15 protein-coding genes are annotated in these 18,548 nt (G+C 55.4%); 6 read left to right on the top strand and 9 right to left on the bottom strand.

The window, feature by feature from the left end:
- Nucleotides 1–17: 17 nt before the first annotated feature.
- The 3 genes from panD to panB all read right to left on the bottom strand — a co-directional run bounded on the left by panD (nt 18) and on the right by panB (nt 2,169).
- Nucleotides 18–398, bottom strand: coding sequence for an aspartate 1-decarboxylase (panD, locus tag D6C13_RS22840; RefSeq protein ID WP_120134964.1), 381 nt, complete (start codon nt 396–398; stop codon nt 18–20).
- 107 nt (nt 399–505) lie between these two features.
- Nucleotides 506–1,360, bottom strand: coding sequence for a pantoate--beta-alanine ligase (gene panC, locus D6C13_RS22835; RefSeq protein WP_120134963.1), 855 nt, complete (start codon nt 1,358–1,360; stop codon nt 506–508).
- Between the two features lie 14 nt (nt 1,361–1,374).
- Nucleotides 1,375–2,169, bottom strand: coding sequence for a 3-methyl-2-oxobutanoate hydroxymethyltransferase (panB, locus tag D6C13_RS22830; protein WP_120134962.1), 795 nt, complete (start codon nt 2,167–2,169; stop codon nt 1,375–1,377).
- Between the two features lie 158 nt (nt 2,170–2,327).
- Between panB and qseB the strand changes: the two genes are divergently transcribed.
- Both qseB and qseC read left to right on the top strand, forming a co-directional pair.
- The gene (gene qseB / locus D6C13_RS22825; RefSeq protein WP_120134961.1) at nt 2,328–3,014 is read left to right on the top strand and encodes a quorum sensing response regulator transcription factor QseB; all 687 of its coding nucleotides are present in this window, start codon (nt 2,328–2,330) and stop codon (nt 3,012–3,014) included.
- A 14-nt stretch (nt 3,015–3,028) separates the two neighbouring features.
- A complete protein-coding gene (gene qseC / locus D6C13_RS22820) occupies nt 3,029–4,387 on the top strand; it encodes a quorum sensing histidine kinase QseC (RefSeq protein WP_167458067.1) in 1,359 nt (452 codons plus the stop codon).
- Nucleotides 4,388–4,392: 5 nt separating this feature from the next.
- Here the strand turns inward: qseC and folK are convergent, their stop codons facing one another.
- The 6 genes from folK to thpR all read right to left on the bottom strand — a co-directional run bounded on the left by folK (nt 4,393) and on the right by thpR (nt 9,681).
- Nucleotides 4,393–4,872, bottom strand: coding sequence for a 2-amino-4-hydroxy-6-hydroxymethyldihydropteridine diphosphokinase (gene folK, locus D6C13_RS22815; RefSeq protein WP_120134959.1), 480 nt, complete (start codon nt 4,870–4,872; stop codon nt 4,393–4,395).
- Nucleotides 4,869–6,194: a polynucleotide adenylyltransferase PcnB gene (gene pcnB, locus D6C13_RS22810; protein ID WP_208642933.1), complete on the bottom strand. Its 1,326-nt coding sequence runs from the start codon at nt 6,192–6,194 to the stop codon at nt 4,869–4,871. Before pcnB ends, folK begins: the two co-directional genes overlap by 4 nt.
- A gap of 534 nt (nt 6,195–6,728) precedes the next feature.
- Nucleotides 6,729–7,613, bottom strand: a complete 885-nt coding sequence (gene gluQRS / locus D6C13_RS22805; RefSeq protein ID WP_120134957.1) for a tRNA glutamyl-Q(34) synthetase GluQRS — start codon at nt 7,611–7,613, stop codon at nt 6,729–6,731.
- A 62-nt stretch (nt 7,614–7,675) separates the two neighbouring features.
- Complete coding sequence (gene dksA, locus D6C13_RS22800; RefSeq protein WP_095924702.1) at nt 7,676–8,131, bottom strand: RNA polymerase-binding protein DksA; 456 nt, start codon at nt 8,129–8,131, stop codon at nt 7,676–7,678.
- 245 nt (nt 8,132–8,376) lie between these two features.
- Complete coding sequence (gene sfsA, locus D6C13_RS22790; RefSeq protein WP_120134956.1) at nt 8,377–9,096, bottom strand: DNA/RNA nuclease SfsA; 720 nt, start codon at nt 9,094–9,096, stop codon at nt 8,377–8,379.
- Nucleotides 9,097–9,138: 42 nt separating this feature from the next.
- A complete protein-coding gene (gene thpR, locus D6C13_RS22785) occupies nt 9,139–9,681 on the bottom strand; it encodes an RNA 2',3'-cyclic phosphodiesterase (protein ID WP_120134955.1) in 543 nt (180 codons plus the stop codon).
- Between the two features lie 84 nt (nt 9,682–9,765).
- Here thpR and hrpB point away from each other — a divergent pair, with 84 nt between their 5' ends.
- From hrpB to fhuC, 4 genes are all read left to right on the top strand, one after another.
- Nucleotides 9,766–12,219, top strand: coding sequence for an ATP-dependent helicase HrpB (gene hrpB, locus D6C13_RS22780; protein ID WP_244212754.1), 2,454 nt, complete (start codon nt 9,766–9,768; stop codon nt 12,217–12,219).
- A 208-nt stretch (nt 12,220–12,427) separates the two neighbouring features.
- Nucleotides 12,428–15,058, top strand: a complete 2,631-nt coding sequence (mrcB, locus tag D6C13_RS22775; protein ID WP_120134954.1) for a bifunctional glycosyl transferase/transpeptidase — start codon at nt 12,428–12,430, stop codon at nt 15,056–15,058.
- 352 nt (nt 15,059–15,410) lie between these two features.
- Complete coding sequence (gene fhuA / locus D6C13_RS22770; RefSeq protein WP_120134953.1) at nt 15,411–17,639, top strand: ferrichrome porin FhuA; 2,229 nt, start codon at nt 15,411–15,413, stop codon at nt 17,637–17,639.
- A 95-nt stretch (nt 17,640–17,734) separates the two neighbouring features.
- Nucleotides 17,735–18,547, top strand: a complete 813-nt coding sequence (fhuC, locus tag D6C13_RS22765) for a Fe3+-hydroxamate ABC transporter ATP-binding protein FhuC (RefSeq protein ID WP_120134952.1) — start codon at nt 17,735–17,737, stop codon at nt 18,545–18,547.
- Nucleotide 18,548: the final 1 nt, after the last annotated feature.

The raw sequence follows: 18,548 nt of genomic DNA, 5'->3' as shown, positions 1-18,548 counted from the left end.
CAGGGGCAGGAATTTAATTACGCCACCTGAACCGGCACGGCTTTCGCGGTGCGTTTCAGCTGGTTTTCGCCCTCAAAATAGGCCACTTTCGGCTGGTGCTGACGGGCGTCTGCATCGGACATCTGCACATAAGAACAGATGATCAGCAGATCGCCGACACAGGCACAGCGCGCAGCCGCACCGTTGACCGAAATAATCCGCGAACCGCGTTCTGCCGCGATGGCGTAAGTCGAAAAACGCTGACCGTTATCAACGTTATAAATATCAATCGCTTCGTATTCCAGAATACCTGAGGCATCGAGAAAATCCTGATCGATGGCGCAGGAACCTTCGTAGTGCAAATCTGCCTGAGTGACGTGAACCCGGTGCAGTTTGCCTTGCAGCATTGTACGTACCATTGCGTGTGACCCTTCGTGCGTAAAAAGTCTGGGGATCCGCCGGGCAGACAGTATAAAAGTCTGAAGTTTCCGGCGGCCAACATAGTTGCCCATTTGACCTGCGCTGTCTACTGCGTCAGATCAACCTCCTGGTTATCAATCAGTCGCGCTTTACCCAGCCATGCTGCCATCAGGATCACCGCAGCGGTGCTGTCGACGGATAACTCCTGCAAGGTTTTCGCATCGCGGATAAACAGTTCGTCCGGTGTGAATCCCGCTTCACGAAGTTGCTGCGCGGTTTCCTGCAACATTTCATCGGTGTGGCGCTCGCCCTGGCTCAGACGTTCCGCCAGCGCGTTCATGATTTTGTTCAGTTGAGGCGCGAGTTTACGTTCATCGGCAGTCAGATAACCGTTACGGGAACTGAGCGCCAGACCGTCTTTGGCACGCACAACCGGCACGCCGATAATCTCGATGTCATAGCCCATGTCTTCCACCATCGTGCGCAGCAGCGCCAGTTGCTGGAAGTCTTTTTGCCCGAAGCACGCAACCTGCGGCTGTACCAGATTGAACAGTTTGCTGACGATGGTGGAGACGCCACGAAAATGCCCAGGACGGCTCGCGCCTTCCAGAATGGTGGAAATCACCGGCACATCGACTTGGGTCTGCGTCGCCAGACCTTTCGGATAGATTTCTGCCGGCGACGGTGCGAAGACCAGATCCACGCCGCGTTTGTTCAGCTTTTCGCAGTCTTCCTGCAAAGTGCGCGGGTAACGCTCGAGATCATCCGAACGCTCGAACTGCATCGGGTTGACGAAAATACTCACCACGACCACATCGCCACGCGCTTTGGCTTCTTCCACCAGCGTCATGTGGCCTTCGTGCAGGTTGCCCATTGTAGGCACCAGCGCGATACGTCGGTTATTCTTGCGAAAATCACGGATTTCGCGACGCAGCAGCGCCACGCTGTCAATTATCAACACCAGCCTTCTCCCGCTTATTTAAAGGAATGTTCTTCGCCCGGATACGCGCCCTGCGCGACCTGATCGATATACAAACGCACTGCGCCACGAATATCGCCCGCTTCGCTGAGGAAGTCTTTGGCGAATTTTGGCGTATGGCCGCCGGTGATGCCGAAGGCGTCGTGCATCACCAGAATCTGACCGTCGGTGACATTACCTGCGCCAATGCCGATAACCGGAATGCTCAGTTCTTCTGTCACGCGGCGGGCGAGATCGACCGGCACACATTCCAGCACCAGCAACTGCGCACCGGCTTCTTCGAGCATCATCGCATCTTTGATGAGCTGATTGGCGGCGACTTCATCGCGGCCCTGAACTTTATAACCGCCGAAAATATTCACCGACTGCGGCGTCAGCCCCAGATGGCCGCACACCGGCACGGCGCGCTCGGTCAGCATTCGAACCGTACCGCAAAGCCAGCTGCCGCCTTCGAGTTTGACCATGTTACCGCCCGCCCGCATCAGCACGGCGGCGCTTTCAAACGCCTGTTCAGGCGTGGCGTAACTCATAAAGGGCAGGTCAGCCAGCAATAATGCGTGAGGCGCGCCACGGCGCACGCAGCGGGTGTGGTAAGCAATCTCTTCGACCGTCACCGGCAGCGTGGAATCCTGGCCCTGAACGACCATGCCCAGTGAGTCGCCGATCAGCATCACGTTGATGCCCTGCTCAGCAAACAGCTGCGCGAAACTGGCGTCATACGCGGTAATGGTCGCAAATTTATGTTTTTCCTGCTTCCATTGGCGAAGCTGGCTCAGCGTTGTTGGTTTCATGAACACGTTCCTTTGAATAATTCATCGGATGAATATGATGCCGGTATTCTACTGTATGAGTGGAAAGTCAGACAGCACGATCACTCTCAGAGACGTTGATCCTGCTCTTAAGAAGTGATTAAGAAGCGTCGGCTATAATGGCAAAAACGGAGGGAACCATGCGAATTCTATTAGTTGAAGACGACAAGATGATTGGCGACGGCATCAAAGCCGGGCTGACAAAATTAGGTTTTACGCTCGACTGGTTTACCGACGGCGTGACCGGCAAAGCGGCGCTCGACAGCGCGCCTTATGATGCAGTGATCCTCGATTTAAGCCTGCCGGGAATGGACGGAATGGATCTGTTACGCGAATGGCGCAAGGCCGGACGCGACACGCCGGTGCTGATCCTCACCGCCCGTGATGCGCTTGAGCAGCGTGTCGGCGGGCTGCAGGCCGGTGCCGATGATTACCTGTGTAAGCCTTTTGCACTGGTGGAAGTCGCCGCGCGTTTGCAGGCGCTGATCCGCCGCCGTCATGGCGTGGTGACGCCTAAAGTGATGCATGGCGCGGTCGAGTTTGATCCCGCAGCCCGCAGCGTCACGCTCAACGGAGAAGCGGTCACGCTCACCCCGCGTGAAGTGGCGGTGCTGGAATTACTCCTCAACAACAAAGGCCGCGTGCTGGCCCGTACGCTTATTCAGGAAAAACTCTACAGCTGGGACGACGACGTCAGCAGCAATGCAGTGGAAGTGCATATCCACCATCTGCGCAGCAAACTCGGCAAAGGTTTTATCCGCACGGTGCATGGCGTGGGCTATACGCTGGGGGATGCGATAAAAGCGGGTGGAGGAGGCGAGGCGTGAGGCGCTTGAAGAAACTGAAAAACCTCAGTCTGCGCCTGCGTCTGATTTTGCTTTTCTCGGTGCTGGCGCTGCTGACCTGGATGATTGCCAGCGGCGTGGCGTGGCATCAGACCCGCAAACACATCAATGAAGTTTTCGATACCCAGCAAATGCTTTTCGCTAAACGTCTTGCCGCGACAGGGCTGGGCGATCGCCTGAATCTGTCAAAGGATGCCGAACTGCCGGACACCAAAAAAATGGTGCGCAAAGGGTCGCGGGGTCATACCGATGACGATGCGCTGACGTTTGCCATTTTTAATGTTCACGGGCAGATGCTGCTCAATGATGGCGAGAACGGCAAGCGCATCCGCTTTGATGGTGACACGCAGGGCTTTAACGACGTGGAGCTGAAAGGAGACAGTGATACCTGGCGGATGGTCTGGCTGACGTCGCCGGACGGACAATATCGCGTGGCGGTCGGGCAGGAATATGATTACCGCAATGACATGGCATGGAGTCTGGTCAGCGGACAGCTGACGCCGTGGCTGGCCTCGCTGCCGGTGCTGTTGCTGGCGCTGATTGTGATGGTCACGCTGGAACTGCGTCCGCTGCGGCGCGTGGCGCAGGGGCTGCGTCAGCGTTCGCCGGAAGATGCTACGCCGATTGTGACGGACTCGCTGCCCGGAGAAGTGCTGCCGCTGGCCAATGCGCTCAATTCCCTGTTTACCCGCACCGGTGAGATGCTGATACGCGAACGCCGGTTTACCTCGGACGCCGCACATGAACTGCGCAGTCCGCTGGCGGCGCTGCGGGTGCAAACCGAAGTGGTGCAGCTTTCCGGCGATGACAGCGAGATGCGCGAACATGCGCTGGAAAATCTGACCACCAGTATTGATCGCGCCACGCGCCTGGTAGATCAGTTACTGACGCTCTCAAGGCTGGAAAGTTTCTCTGCGCCGGAAGAGCTGGAACGCATCGACTGGACTTCGCTGATCGCTCAAAGTCTGTCGGAACAGGATTATCGCGCGCACGGCAAAGGTATCGAATTACGTTTCGAGGAGCAGGGCAAGCCGCCCGAAATGCGCGGTCAGTCGCTGCTGCTTTCGCTGATGGTGCGTAATCTGCTCGATAATGCGATCCGTTATTCGCCAGCCGGAACCTGTGTGACGGTGCGACGGGAACCGTGGGGTATGACGGTTGAAGATCAGGGGCCGGGGATCAGTGATGAACATCTAGCAAGGCTCGGCGAGCGCTTTTACCGGCCACCGGGACAGGAACAAACCGGCAGCGGTCTGGGGATTTCGATCGTGCAGAGGATCGCGCAGTTACATCAGCTGAGAGTGGTTTACAGGAACAGAGCAGAGGGCGGGTTGATCGTTCGGGTAAGTCGCTGAGCGACTTACCATTTCGTCAGGCCGTTAAGCGGAACGCGTGCGAGCAGGCTTTGCAGCGTTTCGCCATCCGGGAGCACCAGATCCGGCGCCAGATCGGCCAGCGGATACAGCATAAACTCACGATTTTTCATGTCGTAATGCGGCACAGTCAGACGCTCGGTGTTGATCACCTGATCGCCATACATCAGCATATCGAGATCTAAGGTCCGCGGTCCCCAGCGTTCGGCTTTGCGAACGCGTCCCTGATTCTGCTCGATCCCTTGCGTGCAATCGAGCAACTCTTCCGGCGGCAGCAGCGTGTCTAACGCCACCACAGCATTCAGATAATCAGGTTGATCCTGCGGCCCCAGCGGTTTACTGCGGTAAAACGGGGATGCGGCCACAAAGCGGGTGCGCGGCAGATGTGCCAGCGCCTCCAGCGCGCAATTTACCTGGTCAAGAGGACGGGCAAGATTACTGCCCAGAGCCAGGTAAATGCGGATCATTGACCGCCGTCCTTACGCGGAGCCCGTTTACGCGGACGGCGCGGACGCGCACGGCGTGCCGGTGTGGCATCATCCCCGAGCGTACCCAGCATGGTTTTCTGCGAAGCCGGTGTGGCTTCCTGGAACTCACCCCACCACTGCGCCAGACTTTGCAGTTCGCGGTGTTGCTCGACTTCAGCGCGCAGCACCAGCAAATCGTAAGCCGCACGGAACTTAGGATGCTCCATCAGCTTGTGCGCACGTTTACCCTGACGGCGTGACAGACGCAGTTGCAGCGCCCAGATATCACGAACCAGCGTAGTAATACGTTTAGGAATAGCCAGCGTGCGGCATTGTTCATCAAGCACGTCATTCATCGCCAGCGCGAAGGCGTCGTAATACGTCAGACCGCCTTCCTGCGCCAGTTTCTGAGCATGCTCAATCACCGGATACCACAACATTGCAGCAAACAGGAACGCCGGATTGACGCGCTGATCGTTTTGCAGACGGTGATCGGTGTTTTTCAGCACCTGCACCAGAATGTGTTCCATCGGGCTGTCGCCTTGCTCAGTAAACTGGCGGGCAATCAGCGGGAACAACGGCTGGAACAGCTGGTATTCGCAAAGCTTTTTGTAAGTTTCGTAGCCGTAACCGGCCTGCAAAAGCTTCAGAGATTCTTCGAACAGACGCGCTGGCGGAATTTCCTGCAACAGCGTGGCCAGACGTGGGATCGGCCCGGCGGTTTCCGGGCTGATCTTCATGTCCAGTTTGGCCGCGAAACGCACGGCGCGCAGCATACGGACAGGGTCTTCGCGGTAACGGGTTTCCGGATCACCAATCAGACGGATGATGCCGTTTTCCAGGTCACGCAGACCGCCGGTGTAATCGCGAACGGTGAAGTCAGCGACGCCGTAATACAGGCTGTTGATGGTGAAATCGCGGCGCTGGGCGTCGTCTTCGATAGTGCCGAAGATATTGTCGCGCAGCAGCATGCCATTCACGGCCTGCTGGGAGACGTTTTTATCTTCGGTTTCTTCGTGCTGTTCGTGGTGACCACGGAAGGTGGCGACTTCGATGATTTCCGGGCCAAACATAACGTGCGCCAGACGGAAACGGCGACCGACCAGACGGCAGTTGCGGAACAGTTTACGTACCTGATCAGGCGTGGCGTTGGTGGTGATGTCGAAATCTTTCGGTTTTTTATCCAGCAGCAAATCGCGTACGCCGCCGCCGACCAGGAAGGCTTCAAAGCCAGACTTGTTCAGACGGTAAAGGACTTTCAGGGCGTTTTCGCTGATATCACGACGAGAAATATTGTGCTCATCGCGTGGAATAATGGTTATCGCACGGGTTTCGCCGGCGTAATCAAATGACGGACGCGGTTTCTGTACGTGTTCAACAGAAGGGCGCGGGGCGCGTTGCTCATTGCGCGGTTCATTACGGTCAGCACGCTGATCGTGATTACGATCGCCGCGGGAATCGCTGCGTTCGCCACGAGGCTGATAAGGGGAAGAGGAGCGGCGGTTGTTATTATTGCGGCGGTCGCCCCGGTTCGCATTGTCATCCCGACGGCCGCGGTTTTCGCGGCGTTGCTCGTTGTCACGACGTTCAGGATTTTTTGCCTTCACATTGCCTTCGGCCACAGGAGACGGATCACGACGGGAATTCTCCTCGCGATTAGGTTCTCCATGAAGCACGGCTTCGTCATGAACAGCCTTTTCTTCACGAACGACTTTATCTTCACGAACTAGCACCTTACGGCAAAAATTGGCTACTCGGGTAAAAATGGTACACCTCGATAGTGACTGAAAAAATTGGCGTGACGCAAAAACAGCGGCTAATCATAGCTCACAGTAGCCGCTTTGAGAATGCCGATGTCACATCTGCGCAGCTTTAGCGCCCTGATGCGGGATATCAGCCGTCGTCCACTGTGTTGTCGCCCAGCGTAATAATAAAGGCAAAGTGTAATCCTGCCAGTTTTCCGGCAGCCTTTGGCCTAAAAATTTCAGTGCGTTAATGATAACCGGACGGGGATCGCCTTCCGGCAGCGCGGGCGCGTGATTTTGCTTGGAAAGCTTATCGCCATTTTCATTGAGTGCCAGCGGTAAATGCAGATATCCGGGCTGCGGATAACCTAAATGCCGGTAAAGGGAAATCTGGCGCACCGTCGGTTCAATCAGGTCCGCACCACGCACGATGTGGTTTACACCCTGAAAATGGTCATCTACCACCACCGCCAGATTATAGGCAAACAGGCCATCACGGCGGCGGATAATAAAATCTTCTTCGGCCAGTTTCGCGCTGGCCTGCAAGTGACCCTGAAAATCGTCATCAAAACCGTATACCGGTATTGTCTGGCGCAGGCGGATAGCGGCGTTTTCTGCACCTAAATTTAAATCACGACAGTGGCCGTCATAGGTACCGCCGGTTTGCGAAATACGCTGACGTGTACAGGTGCAGTAATAGCTTTTTTGCTGCTGATACAGCCAGTCCAGCGTGGCGCGATAGGCTTCATGGCGTTTTGACTGCCAGACCACCTCACCATCCCATTCCAGCCCGTAACGTTCGAGCGTGGCTAAAATGCGATCAGCGGAACCGGGGATTTCACGCGGCGGGTCGATATCGTCGATGCGGACAAACCATTGTCCGTTTTGCGAACGGGCATGCAGATAGCTGCCAAGCGCGGCAATCAGCGAACCAAAATGGAGGTCACCGGAAGGTGAGGGGGCGAAACGGCCTGTGTAGTGTTGTTCTTGCGGCATAAAAATGGGGTACTGCGCTTAAAGGGAACGCGGTGCATGACGCACCGCGTGGGACCCGAAACTTAGCCAGCCATCTGCTTTTCGCGGATTTCTGCCAGAGTCTTACAGTCGATACACAAATCCGCGGTAGGACGTGCTTCAAGACGGCGGATGCCAATCTCAACGCCACAGGAATCGCAGTATCCGAAATCCTCGTCTTCCACTTTTTTCAGTGTTTTTTCAATCTTTTTGATCAGCTTACGTTCACGGTCACGGTTACGCAGTTCGAGGCTGAATTCTTCTTCCTGAGCGGCACGGTCGACCGGATCAGGGAAGTTTGCAGCTTCATCTTGCATGTGTGTAACGGTACGATCTACTTCATCCCTGAGCTGATTGCGCCATGCTTCAAGAATCTTTTTGAAGTGAGCCAGCTGAGCGTCGTTCATGTACTCTTCGCCCGGCTTCTCTTGATACGGCTGCACCCCAGCGATAGCGAGAATGCTCAAGGACGACGTCTTACGGGTTTGGCCTTCTTGCATGATGCTTCTCCTACATAACACGCACTATGTTCATCCGCTTTTTACGCCGCAGCATCACTGCAACATACCGGCTTCGAACATTTCGATCCCCAACGGGGGAAAAAATCAGGCCGCTATAAATAACAGAAGGCAACGAAGTTGGCAATTATTCCTCGCAGGTGCTTGACAAGGCTGTGAGGAAAAGCGTATTCGCGACCTGTTTTTTATGCCGCCGACGGCTAATAACAGGGTTATCCTAACTGGGTTTATCCGTTTAGTGATTTCGTAACCAGCGGTAATCGTTCTGTGAGGCGGATACCCTCAGCAGAAAGTGCGGCACCGTAGCACATCACTTCTACACCGTTTTTCTGAACCTGCGTTAGCAATTGGGTGTAACGGGGATCAATATGGTGTGCAGCGGACACGCTTTCAATGCCTGAATGTAAAACAGCGAAGAAAAGTACGGCTCGCTGTCCCTGTTCTGTCATCGACTGTAACTCGCGCAAATGCTTTTGACCGCGCAGGGTGACTGCATCAGGGAAGTATCCCTGCCCTTCCTGCAACAGCGTGACAGATTTCACTTCAATATAGCAGTCAGGTTGATTTTCTGCCTGTAACATCAAGTCTATACGGCTATTTTCGGTGCCGTATTTTACTTCTGAAGTGAGTTTACTGTAACCGGATAATTCCGGTATACGCTGTTCTGTAATCGCTTCGCGTACCAGCTGATTGGCCCGCAACGTGTTGACGCAAATCCAGTGGTTTTGCTGCGTCTCGGTCAGTTCCCAGCTGTGGGCGTACTTGCGCTTGAGATTGTCCGATGTGGAATACCAGACGGTATCGCCCGGCGTGGCGCAGCCTGTCATTGCGCCGGTATTGGCACAATGCAGAGTCAGTTCCGTGCCTTCGGGCGTAATCACGTCCGCGAGAAAACGTTTGTAACGTTTGATCAAAGTGGCAGGTTGAAGCGCAGGCTCGAAATGCATGACAGTTTCCGTGTGATGTAGAGTTTTGCGTGAGCAGTAAAGTTAAGTTGCCGGTGCGTCAGCCAGTGGCCAGGTTTGCAGACAACGATAACGGGTGCGTCCTTTTTCATACTGGGACTCGTACAAACTGAACTCGGTAGCTTCCAGCAGCCATTGCGGCGTGGCGGGCGGAATAGCCACAGGGCGCGTGGCGCTGCGGTATAACGAAACGTGCGGATGAAATGGCAGCGTGGTCTGATGACAACCGTTGCGGGCGGCGTGGGAGCGCAATACCGAGGCCAGCTGTAACAGCGCATTCGGCGCGCGCTTTGTGCCAATCCACACCACACCCGAGCCCGGCCAGTGACCGATATCATCCAGTGTCAGACTGAATTTTTTGGCCTGAATGCGTCCGGCCACACGGGTCAGCGCCTGTGCTTTTAGCTCACTGATTTCACCGAGAAACGCCAGAGTAATATGCAGATTCGCCGCCGCAACAGGACGGCCCGTTTCGGCCGGAAAATTGTCAGCACGCCACTTAATCACCTGCTTCTGCAATTTTGCAGGCAGGGATAAGGCGAAAAACAGGCGACGTTCGGCAGACATAGTGATCCCTGAGCAGACAAATCACGGCAACATGCCGGATGTGGGGCTAAATGCTACAATGCCCGCCGTTTAAAGTTAACTCTCATGGTGAATTCATTGCCTTCTTTGCCGGTCAGCGCCGTACTTGAACCGCTATTAGCCGCACTGCAACAGGCTCCGCAGGTGCTTTTGCTCGCCCCGACCGGTGCGGGTAAATCGACCTGGCTGCCGTTGCAGTTGCTCAAACTGGCCAATTTGCCGGGCAAAATTCTGCTGCTGGAACCGCGTCGTCTGGCCGCAAAAAACGTGGCTTTCCGTCTGGCGCAACAGCTGGGTGAAACGCCGGGGCAGACTGTGGGTTACCGCATGCGCGCTGAAAGTAAAACCAGCGCAGCGACCCGTCTCGAAGTGGTGACCGAAGGCATTCTGACCCGCATGGTGCAGGCGGATCCTGAACTGACCGGGGTGTCGATGGTCATTCTCGATGAATTCCATGAGCGCAGTTTGCAGGCCGATCTGGCGCTGGCGCTGTTGCTTGATGTGCAGAATGCGCTGCGTGATGATTTAAAAATCCTGATTATGTCGGCCACGCTCGACAACCTGCGCCTGTCCTCTTTATTACCGGATGCGCCGGTCATTGAATCCGCAGGCCGCAGTTTTCCTGTTGACCGGCAGTATCTTTCCCTTGCGACCCACGAACGGCTGGACGAAGGCGTGGCGCGGGTGGTCAGCCGTCTGATGGGCGAAAATCACGGCTCGATGTTGTTGTTTTTACCCGGTGTTTCTGAAATCACCCGTGTGCAAAATCTGCTGACCGGCAGGCTGGCGGCCGATGTCGATCTCTGCCCGCTGTACGGCGCGTTATCGCTGGAACAACAGCAAAAAGCCATACAGCCTTCGCCCGACGGACGCCGTAAAGTGGTGCTGGCGACCAATATTGCCGAGACCAGTCTGACCATCGAAGGGATCCGTCTGGTGGTGGACAGCGGTCTGGAGCGCAGTGCGCAGTTTGATCCGCGCAGCGGCCTGACGCGGCTGATAACGCAGCGCATCAGTCAGGCGTCGATGACCCAGCGCGCGGGGCGTGCGGGACGTCTGGAGCCGGGTTTGTGCTGGCATCTGTTCAGCAAAGAGCAGGCTGAACGCGCCAGTGCGCAGGCAGAAGCGGAAATTCTGCAAAGCGATCTGAGCAGTTTCTGGCTGGAGTTGTTGCAGTGGGGTTGTCAGGATCCGGCGCAACTTCAGTGGCTGGATACGCCGACTGCTGCCGCGTTATCTGCGGCAAAACACCTGTTACAACAGCTCGGTGCAACCGATGCGCGGGGCAAACTCACCGCAGCCGGACAACGTATGGCCCGGCTTGGCTGTGAGCCACGGCTGGCGGCGATGCTGATTACTGCCGCGGCACAAAGTCCGGATGCGCTGGCGACCGCGGCGTTACTGGCGGCGATGCTCGAAGAACCGCCGCGCGGCGGATTGCCCGATATCGATTACTGGTTCAGCCGTGCGCAAGGCAACTGGCAGCGGCGGGCAAAACAGCTGGCGCAGCGAACCGGCGCACAAAGCGGCGAGCCGGATGCTTCCCTTGCGCCGTGGCTGCTGGCACGTGCTTTCAGCGACCGTATTGCGCAGCGTCGCGGCGAAGATGGCCGCTATCTGCTGGCCAACGGGCTGGGTGCAGCTTTGCCGCAGGACGACGGTTTAACCCGCGCGCCGTGGCTGGTCGCGCCGCAGTTATTGCAGGGCAACAACAGTCCGGATGCGCGCATTTTGCTGGCGATCACGCTGGATATTACGCAACTCCCCACGCGCCTGCCGGAGGTAGTGAAAGAACAAACCGCCGTGGAGTGGGATGAGGAAAAAGGCACACTGCGCGCGTGGCGACGCTGGCAGATTGGCCGGCTGGTGCTTAAAGCCAATCCGCTGGCTAAACCGGACGATGAAGAGCTGCAACAGGCGCTGATCGACTGGATCCGCACGCAGGGTTTGCAGGCGCTGACCTGGTCAGTGGCGGCAGAACAACTGCGCGTGCGGCTTCACTGCGCCGTTAAATGGCTGCCGGAAGCCGACTGGCCTGCGGTGGATGACCAGACATTACTCGACGGTCTCGAACGCTGGTTGCAGCCGTCTTTACAGGGCGTCCGCTCGTTGAAATCGCTGCAACAGGTTGATTTACATGACGCCTTATTAAGGCTGCTCGACTGGCAACAACGTCAGCGTCTTGACAGTGCCTTGCCGACACATTACACCGTGCCGACTGGCAGTCGTCTGCCAATCCGTTATCATGCAGACCAGCCACCGGCACTTTCGGTGCGGATGCAGGAGATGTTTGGCGAGCAGCGCAGCCCGCAACTGGCGGAAGGCCGCGTTGGCGTGGTGCTGGAATTATTGTCACCGGCGCAGCGTCCGTTGCAGATAACCGCCGATCTGGCGGCTTTCTGGCAGGGATCGTACCGCGAAGTGCAGAAAGAAATGAAAGGGCGATACCCGAAACATCCGTGGCCGGATAATCCGGCAGAGGCGCTGCCTACGCGACGGACGAAAAAACACGCGTCCTGATGTCTGTCTGAGTCTTTAAAAATTGTGCATGAAAGGGCCGGTTTTTCAGACATTTCCTGTGGGCGAAAACTTAAGCGGGGCACAGAGTAAGCGCCTTGCGGCCTGGATTTCAGGCCATTGAATCTATCTTTATGAAATCAAAAATGAAAATGACTCAGCTAAGCAGAATCATTATGACGAACACAGCAGCACGTTGGGAGATTGACTGATGTCTGGCGATGATCGCGAGCCGATTGGCCGTAAAGGTAAACCTGCCGGGCGCAAGCCTGAGCGGGCTCGTCCCGTCCGCCGTAGCCGCCGGGATGACGACTACGATGATGACGAAGAAGAAATCGATGACGAGTATGAGGATGACGATGAGTACGAAGAAGAACAGGGATCTCGCATGAGCCGTAAAGCATCGCCGCGTAAAGCCAAAAAAGGCGGAAAAAAGAGCCTGAAGCGCCGTATCTTCTGGCTGTTAGTCAAACTGTTCATCGTGTTTCTTATTCTGCTTGGGATTTACGCGTTTTATCTGAACAGGCAAATCCATGACCGCATTGACGGCGGTAAAGTCTGGCAGTTGCCTGCGGCGGTGTATGGCCGTCAGGTGAATCTTGAGCCGGACATGCAGATCAGCAAAGCGGCAATGGTCGGGTTGCTGGAAGGGACGCAGTACCGCGAAGTGACGCGCATCACCCGCCCTGGCGAGTTTACGGTGCACGCGAATTACATCGATTTGTTGCGTCGTCCGTTTGATTTCCCGGAAGGTAAAGAAGGGCAGGTAAACGCCCGTCTGATGTTTGATGGCAACAGCCTTTCAGAAATCAAGAATCTGGATAATCAGCATGACTTCGGGCTGTTCCGCCTCGATCCGCGCCTGATAACGATGTTGCAGGCCTCTAACGCCAACGGTGAACAGCGTCTGTTCGTGCCACGCGCCGGTTTCCCGGATTTGCTGGTCGACACTTTGCTGGCGACCGAAGACCGCCATTTCTATGAACATGACGGGATTAACTTCTATTCCATTGGTCGTGCGGTGCTGGCTAACCTGACTGCCGGTCATGCGGTGCAGGGCGGTTCAACGCTGACGCAGCAGTTGGTGAAAAACCTGTTCCTGACTAACGAGCGCTCCCTGAGCCGTAAAGCGCGTGAAGCGGTGATGGCTATCCTGCTCGACGCGGATTACAGCAAAGACCGCATTCTCGAGCTGTATCTGAACGAAGTGTATCTCGGCCAGAGCGGTTCAGATCAGATCCGCGGTTTCCCGCTGGCGAGCCTGTATTACTTTGGCCGTCCGGTGAATGAACTGAGTCTCGATCAGCAGGCATTGCTGGTCGGCATGGTGAAAGGTGCGTCGCTGTATAACCCGTGGCGTAACCCGCAAATGGCGTTGCAGCGTCGTAATCTGGTGCTGCGTTTACTGGTTGATCAGAAAGTTATCGATCAGGAGCTGTATGACATGCTCAGCGCGCGTCCGCTTGGCGTGCAGCCGAAAGGCGGTGTGATTTCGCCTCAGCCTGCGTTTATGCAGATGGTGCGTCAGGAGCTTCAGGCCAAACTGGGCGATAAAGTTCAGGACATGTCCGGGGTGAAAATCTTCACCACGCTGGATCCTATTTCTCAGGATGCGGCGGAAAAAGCGGTCGAAGAAGGCATTCCGTTACTGCGCAAAAAAAGCGGCCTGAATGACATCGAAACCGCGATGGTCATTGTTGACCGTTATACCGGCGAAGTGCGGGCGATGGTCGGCGGCGCGGAAACGCAGTTCGCAGGCTTCAACCGTGCGATGCAGGCACGCCGTCAGGTGGGTTCTCTGGCTAAACCGGCGACCTATCTGACTGCGCTTTCACAGCCGGATAAATACCGTCTGAACACCATTCTGGCCGACCAGCCACTGACGCTGAAACTGGCGAACGGACAGACGTGGTCGCCGAAAAACGATGACCATCAGTTCCGTGGTCAGGTTCTGCTGGTGGATGCCCTGGCGCGTTCTATGAACATACCGACAGTGAATCTGGGTATGGCGGTAGGGCTGGATAATATCACCAGTACGCTGATAAACCTGGGGATCCCGAAAGAATCTCTGAATCAGACGCCGTCGATGCTGCTCGGTGCGATTGCACTGACGCCGATGGAAGTGGCGCAGGAATATCAGACTATTGCCAGCGGCGGTAACAAAGCGCCACTTTCAGCGGTGCGCTCGGTGATTGCGGAAGACGGCACGGTGCTTTATCAGAGCTTCCCGCAGGCAGTCCGAGTGATCCCGTCACAGGCGGCGTATCTGACGCTGTATGCGATGCAACAGGTTGTGCAGGAAGGGACATCACGCGCTCTGGCGAACAAGTTCCCAAAACTGCATCTGGCAGCCAAAACCGGTACGTCCAACGAACTGCGTGACAGTTGGTTTGCAGGCATCGACGGCAATCAGGTAGCCATTACCTGGGTTGGTCGCGATAACAACGGCCCGTCTAAACTGTGGGGTTCAACCGGTGCGCTGGTGCTGTACGGACGCTATCTGGAGAACGGCACGCCGCAGCCACTGGATCTGCAAATGCCGGAAGGCATCAGTACGATGAATATTGATGGCAGCGGTAACTTTGTCTGCGGTAATAACAGCGGCGGAATGCTGGGCGGCGGTGGCGCAACGCGTTCCATCCCTGTCTGGACGGATTCGCCGGATGCGATGTGTCAGGCTTCTGTGACGGCAGTTCAGCAACAGCAGCAGCAACAGATCCAGCAGCAACAACAACAACAGCAATCCGGGCAACAGCAGCAAAAGCCACAATCTCAGGATGAGAAGAAAGACAGCAACGGCGTGGCGGGCTGGATTAAGGATATGTTTGGTTCAGGCAACTAAATATCCGTCATCCTTCAAGCTGGCTCGGCGTTGGTTACCATGATCCAACTCGAATGATTTAGGATATTGGATTTATTGTAAAAAAGGGCACGATGAAAATCGTGCCCTTTTTATTTGTTATCCATAACTCAAATTTACCCCTGATGATTCACATTCCCCGCAAGCCTGCTACATCTACCCCCGTTTAATTTATAAGCATATTTACCCATGCTTAACATAGGGATACTTTTTATTCATTCAGCCAATCTATGTGTGAATTAGTGTTGCAGACGGGCAAGCATTGCGCATAATATGCGACGGTCATAATAATAATTATCGTTTACATTCCCATTACCACTCCAGAGATAATGCAATGGCTTCTCAACGCTCGCTTTCAATTTCTGTCCAAAAAGGCGCATTTAAGCGTCGGACGTTAGCTTTAACGATTACGACAATACTGGGTTCTGCCGCGTTTTACGCCGGTGCCGCAACCACCGCCCCTGCGCAAGAAGACACGATTAACGTGACAGCTTCTTCTGCTCCCGAAGCGGCGCAGGAATCTGCGTGGGGCCCTGCGGCGACCATCGCGGCTAAACACAGCGCAACCGGTACGAAAACCGACACGCCACTGGTGAAAACACCACAATCAGTTTCAGTGGTCACCCGCGAAGAAATGGACATGAAGCAGCCTGTGACCGTGAAAGAGGCTCTGGGTTATACGCCGGGTGTCTTCGCCAGTCGTGGCAGCTCCAACACTATCGACGCCATGGCAATCCGTGGCTTCACATCTGTTAACACCAACCAGTATCTGGACGGCATCAAACTTCAGGGCGACAACTATTCTGAAGTGTCGATGGATCCGTACATGCTTGAGCGCGTCGAAGTGCTGCGCGGGCCGTCTTCCGTTCTGTACGGCAAAAGCAATCCGGGCGGCGTAGTCAGCATGGTCAGCAAGCGCCCGACCACTGAACCGCTGAAAGAAGTGCAGTTTAAAATGGGTACAGACAATCTGTACCAGACCGGTTTTGATTTCAGCGATGCTATCGACGATGCAGGCGTGTATTCCTACCGTCTGACCGGCGTGGCGCGCAGTCAGGATGCGCAGCAGGAAATGGCGAAAGAGAAGCGCTATTCGATTGCTCCGTCCTTCTCATGGCGTCCTGACGATAAAACTGACTTTACCTTCCTGAGCAATTTCCAGAACGATCCGGATGCCGGTTATTACGGCTGGTTGCCGCGTGAAGGTACCGTGGTGCCGTATTACGACGCCAACGGTAAAGCGCATAAATTGCCGACAGATTTCAACGAAGGTGAAGCGGATAACCGCATGTCCCGCAACCAGAAAATGGTCGGTTACAGCTTCGCGCATCAGTTTGATGATACCTGGACGGTGCGCCAGAACCTGCGTTACACCAAACTCGATACCGAATATAAATCAGTTTATGGCTTCGGTTACCTCGGTAACGGCAACATCACGCGCAGCTATGTTCAGTCTAAAGAGAAGCTGGCGAACTTTGATGTTGATACGCAGGTTCAGGCCAAATTCGGTACCGGCGATGTCGATCACACCGTGCTGGCAGGCGTCGATTACATGCGTATGCGTAACGATATTGACGCGGACTACGGCAGTGCAAGTAATCTGAATCTGGCCGATCCGCAATACGGTAACGGCAACGTTTCACTGTACTTCCCGTATGAGATCCTCAATCGTCAGGAACAAACCGGTCTGTACGTGCAGGATCAGGCGGAATGGAATAAGTGGATCCTGACTCTTGGTGGTCGTTACGACTTCGCGAAAAGCTCAACCTTTACCCGTACGACCAACAGCGCGTCGCAGATCAACGATGAGCAGTTCACCTGGCGTGGCGGTCTGAACTACCTGTTCGACAACGGTATTTCTCCGTACTTCAGCTACAGCGAATCCTTTGAACCGACTGCCGGCGCGACCAAAGAAGGAAAGCCGTTCGATCCTTCAATGGGCAAACAGTACGAAGCCGGGATCAAATACATCCCGAACGATCGTCCGATCAGCGTAACGGCAGCGGTATACCAGCTGACAAAAGACAAAAACCTGACGGCCAACCCTGCTGACGCTAACTTCAGTGTTCAGTCGGGTGAAATCCGTTCACGCGGTGTGGAACTCGAAGCAAAAGCTGCGGTTAACGCCAACATCAATATCACGGCGTCTTATACCTACACCGATGCAAAATACACGCATGACACCAACTTTGAAGGCAAACGTCCTGTTGAAGTGCCGGCAAATATGGCGTCCCTGTGGGCGGATTACACCTTCCACGAAACAGCGCTTAGCGGCCTGACAGTGGGTTCCGGTGTGCGTTATGTCGGTGCCAGTTCCAGCTTCTACACCGCAAACGGTGTGAATGCCGGCAAAGCGAATGAAGCCTTCAATGTCTCTTCATACACGCTGGTCGATGCTACGGTTAAGTACGATCTGGGTCGCTTCGGCCTGCCAGGTTCTTCCGTGGGTCTGAACATCAACAACTTGCTGGATCGCGAATATGTCGCCAGTTGCTACCGCGATTACGCCTGTTACTGGGGTTCAGATCGCCAGGTCGTAGCAACAGCAACATTCCGTTTCTAAGAGTCATCGAATAGTCAGTATGTAAGCACTAAAATCCGGGCACGCTGGTCGTGCCCGTTTCCTGTTCTCAACCAGATGTCGACGTAGAAAATCTTATGCCTGATAACAACGTACATCCTTCTTCCCCGCAGCCGGACAGCGTATTCCGCCTGCAAGAGGTCAGCTTTACCGTGCCGGGGCGAACACTGCTGGCGCCATTGTCGCTGACTTTCCCGCAAGGAAAGGTGTGCGGACTGATTGGTCACAATGGCTCAGGGAAATCGACGTTGTTAAAAATGCTGGGACGTCATCAGGCGGCGACCTCCGGAACCATTTACCTCAATGAAACGCCACTGGCGCACTGGGACAGCAAAGCTTTTGCGCGGCAGGTGGCCTATCTGCCGCAGCAACTTCCCGCCGCTGAAGGCATGACCGTGCAGGAACTGGTGGCGATTGGCCGCTATCCGTGGCACGGCGCACTGGGGCGTTTCAAACATCACGATAAAGAAAAAGTCGAAGAAGCCATTGCGCTGGTCGGCCTGAAACCTTTCGCACATCGTCTGGTCGACAGCCTGTCCGGTGGCGAGCGTCAGCGTGCCTGGCTGGCGATGATGGTGGCGCAGGACAGCCGCTGTCTGCTGCTCGACGAACCGACTTCTGCGCTGGATATTGCGCATCAGAAAGATGTACTGGCCCTGATCCAGCGTCTGAGCCGTGAAAAAGGCTTAACCGTGATTGCGGTTCTGCATGACCTGAATATGGCAGCGCGTTACTGCGACCAGCTGATGGCGCTGCGCGGTGGCGAGATGATCGCACAAGGCACGCCCGACGAGATGATGCGCGGTGAGGTGCTCGAACAAATTTATGGCATTCCGATGGGCATTTTGCCGCATCCAGCGGGTGGCGCACCGGTGAGCTTCGTATACTGAT

The sequence above is a fragment of the Rahnella woolbedingensis genome, assembly GCF_003602095.1.
Lineage (GTDB): Bacteria > Pseudomonadota > Gammaproteobacteria > Enterobacterales > Enterobacteriaceae > Rahnella > Rahnella woolbedingensis.
The sequence above is the reverse complement of the archived record's forward strand: the minus strand, read 5'-3'. Positions and strand labels throughout refer to the sequence as shown.